This window comes from Sporolactobacillus shoreicorticis (assembly GCF_024125445.1).
Taxonomy (GTDB): Bacteria; Bacillota; Bacilli; order Bacillales; family Sporolactobacillaceae; genus Sporolactobacillus; species Sporolactobacillus shoreicorticis.
In genome coordinates this window covers 1-14,269 of the sequence record NZ_JAMXWM010000013.1, presented here as the reverse complement: position 1 = coordinate 14,269, position 14,269 = coordinate 1, and the positions used below count along the sequence as shown (strand labels likewise).

Annotated in this window: 18 protein-coding genes, 3 pseudogenes and 1 riboswitch; of the genes and pseudogenes, 20 read left to right on the top strand and 1 reads right to left on the bottom strand. The window is 43.8% G+C overall.

Annotation, left to right across the window (positions count from 1 at the left end; translation table 11 throughout):
• Positions 1–146: 146 nt before the first annotated feature.
• Entirely contained in the window at positions 147–743 is a 597-nt protein-coding gene (locus tag NIE88_RS11750; RefSeq protein ID WP_253062338.1) for a folate family ECF transporter S component, read from the bottom strand.
• 62 nt (positions 744–805) lie between these two features.
• Positions 806–912, bottom strand: a riboswitch (THF riboswitch).
• A 143-nt stretch (positions 913–1,055) separates the two neighbouring features.
• On the opposite strand from NIE88_RS11750, the gene NIE88_RS11745 reads away from it, so the two are divergent.
• The 20 genes and pseudogenes from NIE88_RS11745 to NIE88_RS11655 all read left to right on the top strand — a co-directional run bounded on the left by NIE88_RS11745 (position 1,056) and on the right by NIE88_RS11655 (position 14,218).
• Complete coding sequence (locus tag NIE88_RS11745) at positions 1,056–1,259, top strand: helix-turn-helix transcriptional regulator (protein WP_253062336.1); 204 nt, start codon at positions 1,056–1,058, stop codon at positions 1,257–1,259.
• The gene (locus NIE88_RS11740) at positions 1,256–1,693 is read left to right on the top strand and encodes a branched-chain amino acid ABC transporter substrate-binding protein (RefSeq protein WP_253062334.1); all 438 of its coding nucleotides are present in this window, start codon (positions 1,256–1,258) and stop codon (positions 1,691–1,693) included. Before NIE88_RS11745 ends, NIE88_RS11740 begins: the two co-directional genes overlap by 4 nt.
• Before the next feature lie 24 nt (positions 1,694–1,717).
• A complete protein-coding gene (locus tag NIE88_RS11735) occupies positions 1,718–1,939 on the top strand; it encodes a hypothetical protein (RefSeq protein WP_253062332.1) in 222 nt (73 codons plus the stop codon).
• Positions 1,940–1,971: 32 nt separating this feature from the next.
• A complete protein-coding gene (locus NIE88_RS11730) occupies positions 1,972–2,451 on the top strand; it encodes a GNAT family N-acetyltransferase (protein WP_253062330.1) in 480 nt (159 codons plus the stop codon).
• Between the two features lie 38 nt (positions 2,452–2,489).
• Positions 2,490–2,972 carry a tetratricopeptide repeat protein gene (locus tag NIE88_RS11725; protein WP_253062329.1) on the top strand — a complete coding sequence of 161 codons (483 nt, stop codon included), beginning with the start codon at positions 2,490–2,492 and terminating at the stop codon, positions 2,970–2,972.
• Positions 2,969–3,148: a GNAT family N-acetyltransferase gene (locus NIE88_RS11720; RefSeq protein WP_253062328.1), complete on the top strand. Its 180-nt coding sequence runs from the start codon at positions 2,969–2,971 to the stop codon at positions 3,146–3,148. The genes NIE88_RS11725 and NIE88_RS11720 overlap by 4 nt, the downstream gene beginning before the upstream one ends.
• Positions 3,149–3,159: 11 nt before the next feature.
• The gene (locus tag NIE88_RS11715) at positions 3,160–3,645 is read left to right on the top strand and encodes a GNAT family N-acetyltransferase (RefSeq protein ID WP_253062327.1); all 486 of its coding nucleotides are present in this window, start codon (positions 3,160–3,162) and stop codon (positions 3,643–3,645) included.
• A 119-nt stretch (positions 3,646–3,764) separates the two neighbouring features.
• Positions 3,765–4,065, top strand: a pseudogene (locus tag NIE88_RS11710) (VOC family protein); the annotation flags it as partial.
• Positions 4,066–4,113: 48 nt separating this feature from the next.
• A complete protein-coding gene (yqeK, locus tag NIE88_RS11705) occupies positions 4,114–4,725 on the top strand; it encodes a bis(5'-nucleosyl)-tetraphosphatase (symmetrical) YqeK (protein WP_253062326.1) in 612 nt (203 codons plus the stop codon).
• Positions 4,726–4,729: 4 nt separating this feature from the next.
• Positions 4,730–5,137 (top strand): polyprenyl diphosphate synthase, encoded by a 408-nt coding sequence (uppS, locus tag NIE88_RS11700; RefSeq protein WP_253062325.1) that lies wholly within the window; start codon positions 4,730–4,732, stop codon positions 5,135–5,137.
• Between the two features lie 141 nt (positions 5,138–5,278).
• On the top strand, positions 5,279–5,974 hold the full coding sequence (locus NIE88_RS11695; RefSeq protein ID WP_253062324.1) for an HAD family hydrolase: 696 nt from the start codon (positions 5,279–5,281) through the stop codon (positions 5,972–5,974).
• A gap of 184 nt (positions 5,975–6,158) precedes the next feature.
• The gene (locus tag NIE88_RS11690; protein WP_253062323.1) at positions 6,159–7,304 is read left to right on the top strand and encodes a glycosyl hydrolase family 18 protein; all 1,146 of its coding nucleotides are present in this window, start codon (positions 6,159–6,161) and stop codon (positions 7,302–7,304) included.
• 263 nt (positions 7,305–7,567) lie between these two features.
• Complete coding sequence (locus NIE88_RS11685) at positions 7,568–8,218, top strand: HAD hydrolase-like protein (protein WP_253062321.1); 651 nt, start codon at positions 7,568–7,570, stop codon at positions 8,216–8,218.
• A gap of 357 nt (positions 8,219–8,575) precedes the next feature.
• Entirely contained in the window at positions 8,576–8,710 is a 135-nt protein-coding gene (locus NIE88_RS11680) for a GNAT family N-acetyltransferase (protein ID WP_253062320.1), read from the top strand.
• A gap of 92 nt (positions 8,711–8,802) precedes the next feature.
• Positions 8,803–9,577 (top strand): annotated as a pseudogene (locus NIE88_RS11675) (SDR family oxidoreductase).
• A gap of 96 nt (positions 9,578–9,673) precedes the next feature.
• Positions 9,674–9,838 (top strand): annotated as a pseudogene (locus tag NIE88_RS22800) (metallophosphoesterase); the annotation flags it as partial.
• Positions 9,839–9,923: 85 nt separating this feature from the next.
• On the top strand, positions 9,924–10,445 hold the full coding sequence (locus NIE88_RS11670) for a metallophosphoesterase family protein (RefSeq protein WP_253062318.1): 522 nt from the start codon (positions 9,924–9,926) through the stop codon (positions 10,443–10,445).
• Positions 10,446–10,526: 81 nt separating this feature from the next.
• Entirely contained in the window at positions 10,527–11,240 is a 714-nt protein-coding gene (locus NIE88_RS11665) for a phosphotransferase (RefSeq protein WP_253062316.1), read from the top strand.
• A gap of 233 nt (positions 11,241–11,473) precedes the next feature.
• Positions 11,474–11,887, top strand: a complete 414-nt coding sequence (locus NIE88_RS11660) for a GNAT family N-acetyltransferase (protein ID WP_253062314.1) — start codon at positions 11,474–11,476, stop codon at positions 11,885–11,887.
• 420 nt (positions 11,888–12,307) lie between these two features.
• Positions 12,308–14,218, top strand: coding sequence for an exosporium glycoprotein BclB-related protein (locus NIE88_RS11655; RefSeq protein ID WP_290446443.1), 1,911 nt, complete (start codon positions 12,308–12,310; stop codon positions 14,216–14,218).
• The last annotated feature ends 51 nt before the right edge of the window (positions 14,219–14,269 follow it).

Below are 14,269 nucleotides of genomic sequence, written 5' to 3'. Positions count from 1 at the left end.
TCCGGTGTAAGCACACAAACGGTCATTTTTCATTATATGAGCTGCAAACGCCATTCAAAACTAAACGATTTCCGGTTGCCTCATCATGGGCCAAGGTTGATCAAACCGTGTTTCGCGAACGTGCTGATTAGGGAGTTGAGACGTGATCAGATGAGAGAAATACGATTGCCGTTCTGAACCGGAATTACATGCGCGCGTGTCAGTACGGGCATCAATGCTTGCAAAAGTACAGTAAGCATAATGGTTTCGATCGGAAGCATCAATGCATTTTTGATCAGGCTGTTGATCAAAAAGAACCAGTAGCCCTTTCCGAACAACATTTGGCTCCAGAGGCATCCAAGCCCAACATTAATAACAAAATTAACAATCAGCTTGGCGAGAAAGATACGCATCACTGAAATCCGGCGATGATACAAGAACAGACCGTAGATAAAGCAGCCAAGCATGGAAGATAGTGTGTAGCCTGGAAAAAATGCGCCGAAGGGATGGGCGATATAACCGACAATGTCCATGGCAGCTCCGGCAAAGATGCCAAGCAGCGGACCATAGACCATCGATCCGAAAGCAACGATCAAAAAGTTGAAAGAAATATGCAGATTCTCGGTGACGGGGATAGTAAATGAACCGATCACCACGGTTAAAGCGATAATCAGTGCGGCAAGTGTCAGCCTGTTTAACTTACGAAGCTCCGCAGCGGCCGTTTTCCAATAGGCAGCGGAAAAAATAGATGAATGAATAGCCATAGAAAGATCCTCCTTATGGTTTGGCAATGTTGCCACATAAGGGAGGATCACCTCCGATATGCGGCAGCGGGATGCGATCATTGCACGGCAAACGGCACGAACACCGTTTTTCGTCCCGGGGACAACTCCCCGTCCCCCGGGCACGTAACCCGCAACAATCTACTCTGCCTTAGATCAATCTTATTGTAGTTAATCTTCACGATTTCTGCAACTGGTTAATGTATTCATAGAATAGTAGATAAAAACGGAATGTATATATTGCACTGATGTAATGTATATATTACACTAGAAGCGTGGAGGTGTTTCGGTTCATTGATGAATCATGTGAAAAGCGCCCGGATCGAAGCAGGCTTGACGCAATTACAGCTTGCAGAAAATACCGGAGTAACACGGCAAACCATTAGCTTGATTGAAAAAGGAAAATACAACCCAACGCTGAAATTATGTTTAGCTATTTGTTACGCAGTCGGAAAATCACTGGATGAACTTTTTTGGATCGAGGAGGAAAAGTCATGAAGAGAATTACTGATGAACGATTAATTCTCGTTAACTTGAAAAACTTTCGAATCGCCTATATTTTCCAGACGGTTGGAATGCTTGCTGTTTTAATTTATATAGCCTTCACTAGCGGTTCAAGGGAGGCAATTGAATCACCATTTTTTCTTGTCATGATGCTGACCAACATTCTGCTCATCTTTCTGCAAATGAGAGTAACGGCGGATGTTGAGGCAACCGAAAAAAAGTGCAAGACGCCAGTTCCTTATTATGTTTTTGTCCTTATTTCTTTAGCGGTCGGTGTACTGATGGGATTGATCAGCTGGTTCACCGACCGTCAACATCCTTCCTTTGCATGGATCAGCGGAACGATCTTTTTTGTTTGCTTTCTCGGTTCCTTCTCATTCATGTATTATCTTAAGAAAAAACGAGCGAATGATGACGATGAAGAGTAAAAGTTCCAATCAGGAGGCACTGATATGAGCTTTCTCTCGAAATTAAACAACAATTACATTTTTAGATGTACGGAATGTGGTCAAACCATTCATCCCGGCGAATTCATGTGTATTATCGCTCAGTCACCGAAGAAGGCATGGTATGGTGTGACGGAAACGATTATTCATCGTTTTGTGAAAGACGCTCATGGCAAAGTCTATTGCCGGACCTGTTTTGATCGTCACTATGGAAAAGAAAAAAAATAGGTTCCCGTTAAGAAAAAGGGAGTGATATTAACATGAACATCATGCCGATGAATCGTGTTCAGGCAGAAGAATATGTCCACTGGACCTATGCAGAGCCTTATACTTTTTACACGATTCCGGAAGAAGGAATTGAAGAAACCTATAAAGAAATAGTCACTGATCCTGCAAACCATTATTTTTCGGTTCTGAAAGATGGACGTTTGTTTGGTATTTTTGAATACACCGTGTCCGCGAACGGTTTTGAAATCGGACTGGGAATTTGCCCACAAGAAATAGGAAAGGGCAACGGCAGAGCATTTGCATCTAATTGTCTTGCTTTTGGCAGAAAGCACTTTAATTACCAAGGAGTCATAAAGCTGGATGTTGTCGATTTTAATCAACGTGCGATTCATTTATATAAGCAGCTTGAATTCTCTGAAACAGGCAGGGAGGCACGGCTCAGTTTTGGAAAAACTGTGACGTTTATCAAAATGGAAACGGAACGAACAGATTTTGTCTTATCCTATGAGTAGAGCTAAACGCGTAATTGGAGAGTAAGGTGGAAAAAATTATGGAAGATTGTATTGATTCGATCATTCAAAAGGCAAGCTCCTTAATAGAACATGGGCAGAACGGGCGAGGGTTGAACATGTTCCAAATGTTAAGTGATCAGCACCCCCAGGAAAGCAAAATTTGGCTACAGTATGCGTTGGCGCTTGATAAACTGGCAATGGAGGAAGAGGCGATCCCGAAATATAAAAAGGCACTTGAGCTTGGTTTATCCAAAGAAGATGAACGGATCGCTTTAATCTGCTTAGCGTCATCTTATCGAAATGTAGGACAGATTCATTCGGCCTTAGAGACAATTGAGCAGGCTTGTGAAAAATATCGACAAGATGTTGCGGCACATTGCTTCTATAGCCTTATTCTTATTGATGACAATAAACCAACCCAAGCTGTAAAAACGTTAGGCGGACTTTTATTGAATGAAGTAGAGGCGCAAAAATTTGACGGCTTTTTTCAAGCATTAAGCGACAAATTTGATGATCTTTGATTGATTTTCTCATCGATTACGCGCGTGAATTAGGCTATCAAGAAGTAACAGTAGGTGTCGATTTGGACAAACTCATTGCAATTAAGTTATATTTGAAAAAAGGCTTTACCCATGTTCTTTATCAAGGTAAGGATGCCTATGGAGCTTATCAAAAATTGTTAAAAAAACTCAATTGATGGAGGAAAAAATGGGCAAACATTTGCTGCAAGTAGAGTTGGCATTTTATCGTGAATCTCTGTCACAACAATTACAAAACTATCAATTTGGGCAGACAAAATTTTCTTCTCACCCCGTTCAGGCACTTGAGTCAATCGCTGATACAACAAAAGCTTACCCGATTGTCGTGTTTGTTCAAGATGCGGTTGCCGGTTTTTTCATTTTAGAGGAGCTTCCTCGTCAATCTGACTATGGCACCTATGATCATGCGCTTCTTTTTCGAGCGTTCTCACTTGATGTCAATTATAGAGGAAAAGGACTGTCAAAAATAGTCATGGAAGCACTGTTTTCGTTTGTTCGCAAGCATTTCTCCAGTAAAACGATGATCGTATTGGGTGCGAATGCTGTTAACTTTACGGCTATCGGATTGTACAAACGAATGGGCTATCGTGACACCGCCCGCACCTTCATCGGTAAAAAAGGGAAGCAGTATGTTTTTGAGAAAAGCATAGTTTGACCATTTTTCAACTTCTGGATTGGACAACTGCGGACAATGGTGTTTCATTGGAAGGATTCCTTTGAATTTTCGATCGTTTGAATTACGTGATGAAGTCATTGCTATGTGGAAAAAAGCCACTAGGTTATGAGCCGTTTCAAGAATGGGAGGAGGGGGAGAGCTGGAAGTTAGGCGATACATATCTTGTTTTTGTACAGACAAGGAAAAAATATCTTGATATCCCCTTCCACCGATGCAGGACAGGACTTAATCATCTCGCTTTTCATGCTGAATCAAGAGAAGAAGTGGATGAAATGACCGAAGCTTTAATCCACCGTGGGGTGAAAAGACCGCCACCCCTTTGCAGGCGGGAAGGATTATTATGCGGTCTTTTTTGAGGATTCGGATCGGATCAAGGTTGAATTCGTTGCCCCTGAGTAATGAATCGATAAAAAGTCATGATTCAAACTTCGAATCGAAAGGATTTATATGATGAACCTATTTTCTGAATTTATTCAAAATGTTCACTTTACAGGCGATCCTATTTTTGATTCTTATCATTTTTTAAGAAACAACCAATTACCATTAGTTGCTGATCATTCAAGACGAGTGAGCGAGGAAGCGAACAGACTTGCTCGTGTATTTGGAACCGGGGAGAAAAAAGCTGAGATTGCCGGTGCTTTACATGACATTAGCGCGGTGATCCCAAACAATCAGCGTCTTTCCGTAGCAAGAGAATTGACTATTGATGTTTTAGAGGAAGAGGCAGCATTTCCGATGATCCTTCATCAAAAAATCTCAAAGGTTATGGCCAGAGACTTATTTCACGTCACTGATCTAGAAATACTCAATGCGATTGAATGCCACACAACGCTCAGAAGCCATCCGTCTGTTCTCGATCTCATTGTATTTGTGGCAGATAAGATTGAATGGGATCAACAAGGAATACCTCCATACCTAGACGAATTAAAACAACAACTGCAATCCTCTTTAGAGGCGGGAGCCTATGCCTATATCCACTATCTATGGAAACGAAAAGACAAGTTAAAGGTCGTCCATCCTTGGTTAGCAGAGGCTTATTTTGAAAATGTGAGAAGATGACAAAATGAGACAAGTACCTGCTCATGTCGCAATCATGATGGATGGTAATGGCCGTTGGGGAAAACAACACGGGGTCACAAGAAGTCAAGGTCATTTTGCAGGAGCACAAGCGATGGAAAAAATAATCGATGCAGCCTTAGACCTGAACATCAAAGTATTGACACAGTATGCTTTCTCAATTGAAATTTGGAAACGTCCGAAGGCTGAAGTGGATTATTTAATGGCATTACCCGTTAAATTTTTCAAGAGAAAAATAACTGAATTTATAAAAAAAGATATTCGTTTGATTTTTTCGGGTGATATTAATGGGCTCCCAAAACTAACGCGAGAAGCGGTAAAAAACGCGGCTGAGAAAACCAAGAACAATACGAAGTTAATCGTTAATTTTGCATTGAATTATGGAGGTAAATAAGAAGATTAGGAGAAAGTTGTATCAAACGCAACGAAAGTTGTATCAAACTCAGGAAAAGTTGTATCAAACACCACTGAATTTGTATCCAAGAAAGAAAGTTGTATCAAATTCGGCTTGAATCTACATAAAGGAGTGTCATGAATGATTTTTTTTGATTTGGACGATACACTTCTTGACCATGAGACTGCTGATGCGAATGCGGTTTCCGATTTTTATAATAAATACAAGGAGAATTTCCCTGTTACCAAGTGTCTGTTTAGAGAAAAGTGGGATCAGCTGTCTGCGCAGTACTTTCAGTTATTTCTCGACGGGAAATATTCGTTTCAGCAGCAAAGAAGAATGAGGATGCGCGCACTGTTCGCGCGTGCGTTGACGGATCATGAAGCGGATGTCTTGTTTAGCGACTACCTTGAATTCTATGAGCAACATTGGAAATGCTTTCCTGATGTTTTGCCATGCTTAAACGCATTGTTTCGGAAGGGACAGAAACTCGGAATCATCAGCAATGGAAGCAGCACGCAGCAAATGAAAAAATTGAAAAAAACGGGGCTCATAGATTATTTCTCGTTTCTCATTTTTTCCGGAGATATCGGCGTTGCAAAACCGGAGCCACAAATTTTTCGTCATGCCTGCTCAGCGGCAGGCTACTCGCCAAGCCAGTGCTTTTACATCGGCGACAATTATCAGAAAGATATAATTGGCAGCAGCAATGTTGGGATGAAAGCGATCTGGTTATTACGAAAAAATCCCGCAACGGATCATTCGGAACGGACAACAAACATAAAAAAGATTGTTAGTTTAAATGAGTTACCGGATTTTTTGGGCATATCGGAATGAGGCTGTGCCGCATCCACCTTTAAGGTCTGCCTGCACGATGAGCAGCCTTTCTCTGGCAGGTAAGTCAAATCCTTCTCAAAATAAAATCTCCCGATCTTAACCTATTCATTAACATTTTGTCATAGTTATAAGGAGGTTGAATGAATTCGATTAAAAACGAATGGTGCGAGAGGAGTCATGAATCATGGATATTCATGTTGTGCAAAGTGGTGAATCATTATGGGGAATTACTCAACATTATCAAGTGCCGCTTGTCAGCATTGTTGCGTTAAATGGATTAGCCTATCCAGAACGTCTCGTTCCGGGACAGGCGCTGGTTATTCCGTCTATGCCACCGGTTTTCGCACCGGAACGCCCGGTCATTGAAGTCAACGCCTATACGTATCAGCCGGTAAAAGAAGCGGCTGCCGAAATTGTTCAGCGAAACGGTCTTCTTTCAACTGTGCTGCCGTTTGCTTATCATGTAACCGAGGACGGAAACCTGGATGATTTGGACGATCAGGAATCCATAGCTGCCGCTTATGCGAACAGCGTCATGCCTCTTATGCCGATTGTTAATTTCGCGTTAAATGAATCGGGCGCAGACGTTGCTCACGCGATTTTCACTACGCCTGTCGCTCGTGAAAACTTGGTATCATCGGTTATTCGTGTGATGCAGCAAAAGGGTTATCGAGGACTAAATATTGATTTTGAAAGTGTACGCCCCGAAGACCGGCAAGGCTTTAATGATTTCTTGCAGTTTGTTGTTGATCGGCTGCATCCGTTTGGGTTCAGCGTATCTACAGCGGTTATGCCGAAAACAGCCATCGATCAGCCGCGTGCGGATTACATTGCGTATGATTATGAAGCGCATGGCCAAATTGTCGACTTTGTTGTTTTGATGACTTATGAGTGGGGATATCGCCTCGGTCCGCCTCAGGCCATTTCACCGGTTAATGAAATGAAGCGCGTGATTGAGTATGCTTTATCGGTGATGCCGGCAAGTAAAATTTCGCTTGGATTTGAAACGTATGCTCGGGATTGGTTGCTGCCGCACAAAGAGGGACAGGAAGCAGAAACCTTCAGTCCGAAAGAAGCACTTGAACGTGCCATTTTTAATGGCGTAAGTATTCAATTTGATGAAACCGCGCAATCCCCTTTTTACACATATGTGGATGCCAGCGGGAGCACGCATGAGGTATGGTTTGAAGATGCGCGCAGTGCACAGGCGAAATTTGATCTTGTCCGGCAATATAATCTGCGCGGGATCAGCTACTGGGCTTTAGGCTTTCCCTATCCGGAGAATTGGGCATTGTTGGAACGTAATTTTAGTGTCGGAAAATGGCTTTGATGGTCAAAAATATATTTTTTGTAGCAAACGTATGGAGGAGAAAATTCCGTGAACTTTCGTGGCTAAGGTGAAAATGGGTAAAAGCAATTAATGAGTGGCAAAAAAGATCCGAAGAAAATGGGACAGAAGATGAATTGTATTGAGATTCTGCGTTGTATCCGATTATTATAAAGTAAGACATACTTCGATTTTAGCCACGGCAGGTGAACAGATTTTCTCATCATCAAACTGTTATTCATAATTTGTTGGAAGGAGAGATGGCTTTGGCTGAACTGTTGACTTTTGATTGTTATGGGACATTGATTGATACGGCCCCTTTTTGGAAGGAACTTAAGAAAATTGCTGAAGAGAACGGAATCGATAAATCTTCATTAGTCACTACCTATGTCAATTATGAGGATCGATTGATGTATGGGGAAGGATTATTTACTGTTTACAGTGATATCATTTATAAAACTTTGCAGTATTGTGAAATGGAATTAAATAGTGGCAAATTGACCGATCAATACGAGCGATTAATCAAGGTACATAAAGAACTGTCTCCGTTCCCTGAAGTAATCACTACATTGAAATCGTTGAAGTCCAAAGGCTATCAAACATCAGTTATGTCAAATTCTGATTGGGATATTATGAGATCTAACTTAGAATCACTTAAAAATGATTTTGATTCTATTTACTTGGCAGAGGATCTGCATGCGTACAAGCCGCAGTTAAGTTTTTTCGAGCAGGTTCAAAATGAGCTGCGAACGAATCAACATGTCCATATAGCGGCCGGTTTCTGGTGGGACATGGTTCCCGCACAAAGAATGAATTGGAGAAGAATATGGGTGAATCGCCAAGCGAAAAAGGGTCTTCAAAATTGCATGCCTTACTCTGAAGTAAAAACCCTGGACGAGGTCATGAATTATTTGTGATCATCGCTTACAGTCTCTGAATAATTGCAGTAAATAGAAGGCTGAATATGGAACAAAGTCTAGAAATCAAAATGTTGACCAATCAGTATAGCGACGCTTTATATAGACTCTATAAGAGATCCATTTTCGAAAATAAATATTATATTAGCCAGCTTAATGAATTTGCTATGACTCGATCTGATTTTAATTATTGAATGAATTGATCACTAATAAAAGAGAAAATGTTTGGGGTGCCTTATTGAATCAACAGTTGGTTGGATTTTTGCTGGTGCAGGCATCTATGAAACGACTTCTGCAACATGTAGTTACCGTGAGCATCATGGTTGAACGTTCTTGCCGCCATCAGGGAATTGGGAAATGATTGAATGGGCAAAAGCGAATCCCTTGATTGAAAAGGTCGCGTCAGGTGTTTTTTCAACCAATGAAGCAGCAATCCATTTGTATAAATCTATGGGTTTTATGGAAGATGGAAGAAGGACGGTAGTTTCATGAAATCAAGCTTTCTGATCATGACTATGTAGATGAGGTTTTAATGTATCGATGGTTGATTAAGGATCATCTATATGGGTTTAGGGAGGATGTATATGGCTGATTTAGCTGGGAAAACAGCGATTGTTACAGGGGCAAGCAGGAAAAAAGGAATAGGTGCTGCTATTTGTAGAGAACTCGCGAAATCAGGTTGCGATCTGTTTTTCACCTATTGGACTTCCTATGATAAAGACATGCATTGGGGCGCTGAATCCAATGAACCTGAGCAATTAAAAAATGAATTACTGCAAGAAGGAGTAACGGTTGATTGCATGGAGCTTGACTTAGCCAATTCCGAAGCACCCGAAACCCTTTTTAAACAGGTTATTGAAAAAGTAAGGTACCCCAGATATTTTGATCAACAATGCGGCTTACTCAACAAATACCGACTTTTCTAATTTAACTCAGTCGGAACTGGATAAACATTATCTGATTAATGTTCGAGCGACAACATTATTAAGTGTTCAATTTGTCCGAGTTTTTAAGAAAAAAAGTGGCGGAAGGATTGTTACCCTCACTTCAGGTCAATTTCAGGGACCGATGCCGGGTGAATTAGCCTATGCGACAATAAAGGGGGCGGTTGAAGCGATGACGATCACATTGTCTGCCGAAGTTGCGTCTCTTGGGATAACAGTCAATGCGATCAATCCCGGTCCAGCCGATTCAGGCTGGATGACAAAAGCAATAAAAAATGAGCTATTATCCAAATTTCCATTGGGGCGGATAGGGCAACCGACCGACGCAGCAAAATTAGTGAAATTTCTTGTAAGTGATGAAGCGGATTGGATTACTGGTCAAGTTATTCATTCTGAAGGTGGGTTTATGCGGTAAATAACAACTATATCGCTTGGCATCAATATTCCTTCTATTAGACGCATAATGTAACAGATTGGAAGACAATTTCGTTCCTATATTTGGAGGAGGAACATGCTGATGATCATTGCCACGCTCTATGATATTCATGGGAATTTTCCTGCACTGAAAGCGGTGCTTCATGAGCTTGTCCAAGTGAGACCGGACCGCATCGTGATTGGCGGTGATATGGTTTCCGGGCCGATGCCGGTTCAAACTTTAAACTGCCTTTTGAATTTGCGTACTGAAACAAACGTCACATTTATTAGAGGGAATGGTGATCGTGACGTTGTTGCCGCATCAAAGGGAGCACCGTTGCTTCATAATGTCGGAAGAAGGTCGAGTAACGACAAAATGGGTCGCAAACAGCTTGACAGAGAAACAACTTGTCTTTCTTTCCAATTTGGACGACGTAGCAAATATTCATGTGGACGAACTTGGCGATGTGCTCTTTTGCCATGCGACACCGCAAAACGATCACGATCTTTTCACTCCTTTATCGTCTAAAAAGCGAATCAAGGAACTTTTTGCTGAAGTGAAGCAGTCTGTTGTTGTGTGTGGTCATACACATATTCAGTACGAAATGGAGTTTGAGGGAATAAGTATTTTTAATGCAGGCAGTGTCGGCATGCCGTTTGCGAAACAGCCCGGAGCATATTGGCTGCTTGTTGATTCGAAACGCGCAGCATTCAAACGGACTCCTTACGATTTGGAAAAGGCAGCCTCGGAGATTAGAGAAGCTCATTGCCCGAATGCAGAAGCATTTGTTGCTCAAAACGTACTTCACGTTCCAGACGAAGAAGAATCCATGAGATTGTTAGAAAAACTGGCAAAAAAGGTTGAGTAATTGGATGAAATTCAGAAACAATGTTTGAATGGTAAGTCGGTTTTTCATGTGGTTAGCGAATGAATTGGGGAGTATCGTTCTATGGAAAATGGGTTGATTTTTGAGTTAAAGCAAGTAACTAAAAAACTTGGCTTTTCAAACATACATCCGGTTATCTTGAATGATGCAGGGAACTTGATTGTTCATCTTTCTCCGTATCCGATCGTTGCTCGTATTATGAAACTCTCCCCTGAAGATGACCGCGATTTTTGGAAAGGTATTTTAGCACGCGAACTTAAGATAGCCCAGCATCTTGAACAATGTCATATTCCGATTGTTCCTTTTTGCCAACGGATCGGTCCAGGTCCTTATGAAATTGGGAATACATGGATGACTTTATGGGAATATGTTTCAATCAATGATCGCAAACTAAGTATCTGCGAGGCAGTGAAAATGCTTGATGGGATGGGTAAAGCTATGCAACTTTACTCAGGCGAGCTTCCCCGATTGGGAGCATGGAGAAATGCAAGTCAGGCAGCAAAACGCGTACAAGAAATGGATAACAAGGGCTACGAAATATCCTTGTTATTAGAAGAATTTATAAAAATAAATGATCGAATAAATCATACGGAGCTACTTGTTCCATCACATGGTGATGCCCACCCAAAGAATCTTGTTTCGACTAAAACAGGCTGGCGATGGATTGACTTTGAGGACGTGTCCCTGATGCCGAAATTTTGGGACGCTGCGTCTTTTCTAGGTAATAAGCTTTTAACTGAAAATGATAAAGACTATATTGTTGCATTTATCCATTAAAACGGTGAAATTATCCACGATATAAATTCTTTTAATTTTGCTTTAAAGGCGCAAATCATCATGTCGACCATAATGAATTTATCACTGGCATTAAGCGATGTGATTGATAAACGCTTTTCCACAAATCAATTGTTTCATTTATCACGTTGTCTCAATATTATTGAACAGGGGCAATTATTTAAGGCATAATTGAAGGGTCACTGTAGATTTTTTATAAAAAACGGAGGTCTTCTATGAAAACTTTTATTGACCAGGTACCATCTTCTACAGAATTTTTTAATCTATATCAAACCACCGGCTGGAATGACAATTTTGAACTTAGTAAAGAGCGACTTCATCAGGCGATCAGCAACAGTTGGTATACGCTGAGTGTTTATGAGGACAAGCAGCTTATTGGATTTGGCCGCATCATTTCCGATGGTGTGTACCAGTCGTTCCTTTGCGACTTAATTGTTTCACCGAATTATCGAAAACAGGGTATTGGAACAGAAATCGTTAAACGGTTACTGAATCACAGCAAGATGAACGGATTGACGTGGATACAGCTTTCGTGTGCGCAGGGAAAACAGCCTTTTTATGAACGACTTGGATTTAAAGCACGCCCGAATGATGCGCCGGGTATGCAGCTATTCTTGAGTGAGAAATAATCATTAGTATACAGGTAAGGACATGATCCGAAGAGGAAGGGCAAACAAGCAAATTCCCCAAAATTTGGAACTGGTGAGCAGGAATTTTTGTAATCGATCGTAGGAATTCAAGACCTCCTCTTAATTTTGAATTGAACGAACCAAAGGATAATCCGCTAGGGTGCAGACCTGAAGCGGATTTTTTGTTGAGCTGAACCAAATGTATCAGCGTTCAGGCATGTTCTAGATTTAATGATTCCAAGTGCGAAAATAATGAGGATCAGATTTTGAGTATATGAATTCAACAAAAATTCCTGTTTTCAGGATAACTCAATTAAAAAATTTTTTGATCTCCTAGGTCTACTGCTTATACAGATTTAACTGTGGATCATACAGTAGACAGTGAACATAGTGTGTAGAATTGGAATTGGAGGAGTAGATATGTATAGGCAAGATGCCGATGATTTTTTTGCTAGGCCGCAAGAAGATTGCAATGAAAGTGGAAGTGGAAATGGATATAGATGCAGACGCAGATGTGGATGTGGAAATCGTCCAAGGCCATGTTGGCCGTCGGGACCGATATGCCCTATTGGAAATACAGGAGCAACCGGTCCAACAGGAAGTACAGGAGCAACCGGTCCAACGGGAGCAACGGGAGCGACTGGTCCAACGGGCCCTGCCGGTGGAAATACCGGGGCAACGGGTCCGACTGGCCCGACCGGGGCAACAGGAGCCGACGGAGCAGTAGGCCCGACCGGCCCGACCGGAGCAGTAGGCCCGACTGGCCCAACGGGAGCGACAGGAGCAGACGGAGCAGTAGGCCCGACCGGCCCAACGGGAGCAACCGGAGCAGACGGAGCAGTAGGCCCGACCGGAGCAACGGGAGCAACAGGGGCTGATGGAGCAGTAGGCCCGACCGGCCCAACGGGAGCGACAGGAGCAGACGGAGCAGTAGGTCCGACCGGAGCAACGGGAGCAACAGGGGCTGATGGAGCAGTAGGCCCGACTGGCCCGACCGGTCCAACGGGAGCGACAGGAGCCGACGGAGCAGTAGGCCCGACTGGCCCGACGGGAGCAACCGGAGCAGACGGAGCAGTAGGCCCGACCGGAGCAACGGGAGCAACAGGGGCTGATGGAGCAGTAGGCCCGACGGGAGCAACCGGGGCTGATGGAGCAGTAGGCTCGACCGGCCCAACCGGAGCAACAGGAGCCGATGGAGCAGTAGGCCCGACTGGCCCGACCGGTCCAACGGGAGCGACAGGAGCCGACGGAGCAGTAGGCCCAACCGGCCCAACGGGAGCGACAGGAGCCGACGGAGCAGTAGGCCCGACTGGAGCAACGGGAGCAACCGGGGCTGATGGAGCAGTAGGCCCGACCGGCCCAACGGGAGCGACAGGAGCCGACGGAGCAGTAGGCCCGACCGGCCCAACCGGGGCAACAGGAGCCGATGGAGCAGTAGGTCCGACGGGAGCAACAGGGGCTGATGGAGCAGTAGGCCCGACGGGAGCGACAGGAGCCGACGGAGCAGTAGGCCCGACGGGAGCAACAGGGGCTGATGGAGCAGTAGGCCCGACCGGCCCAACGGGGGCAACAGGAGCAGACGGAGCAGTAGGCCCGACTGGAGCAACGGGAGCAACAGGGGCTGATGGAGCAGTAGGCCCGACTGGCCCAACCGGAGCAACAGGAGCCGACGGAGCAGTAGGCCCGACCGGTCCAACGGGAGAGACAGGAGCCGACGGAGCAGTAGGCCCAACGGGAGCAACCGGGGCTGACGGAGCAGTAGGCCCGACGGGTCCCACAGGAGCAACGGGTCCGACCGGCCCAACCGGTCCTGAAGGCGCTGGAGCAATCGTACCGTTTGCGTCTGGTATTCCAACGACACTTACCAGTCTTGCCGGTGGATTAGCGGGCACCCCATCCTTTATAGGATTTGGGAGTTCAGCGCCTAGTCTGAATGTATTGGGTACAACAATTGACTTAACGGGTGCCGCCGGAACACTATTAAACTTTGCTTTCTCAGTTCCACGTGCCGGAATCATCACATCAGTTTCTGCATATTTCAGTGTTACAGCAGCGTTGACACTTTTAGGTTCTGCTACGATTACAGCACAGCTATATCAATCAACAACACCCGATAATACGTTTACCGCGGTACCGGGCGCCAGTGTGGCACTTCCGCCTTTAACAGGTTTGCTAAGCCTGGGTGACAGCATAAATGACATCACTACCGGATTGAATATACCCGTAACACCTCAAACCCGATTACTAATGGTTTTTTCAGTAACAACTACAGGAATTGCTTTGGCTACTACCATTGCGGGTTACGCGAGTGCAGGCATTGAGATTGATTAACAAAAAAATATAATGAATATCTTATTAAGGGCTGCTTTCAGCAGTCCTTTT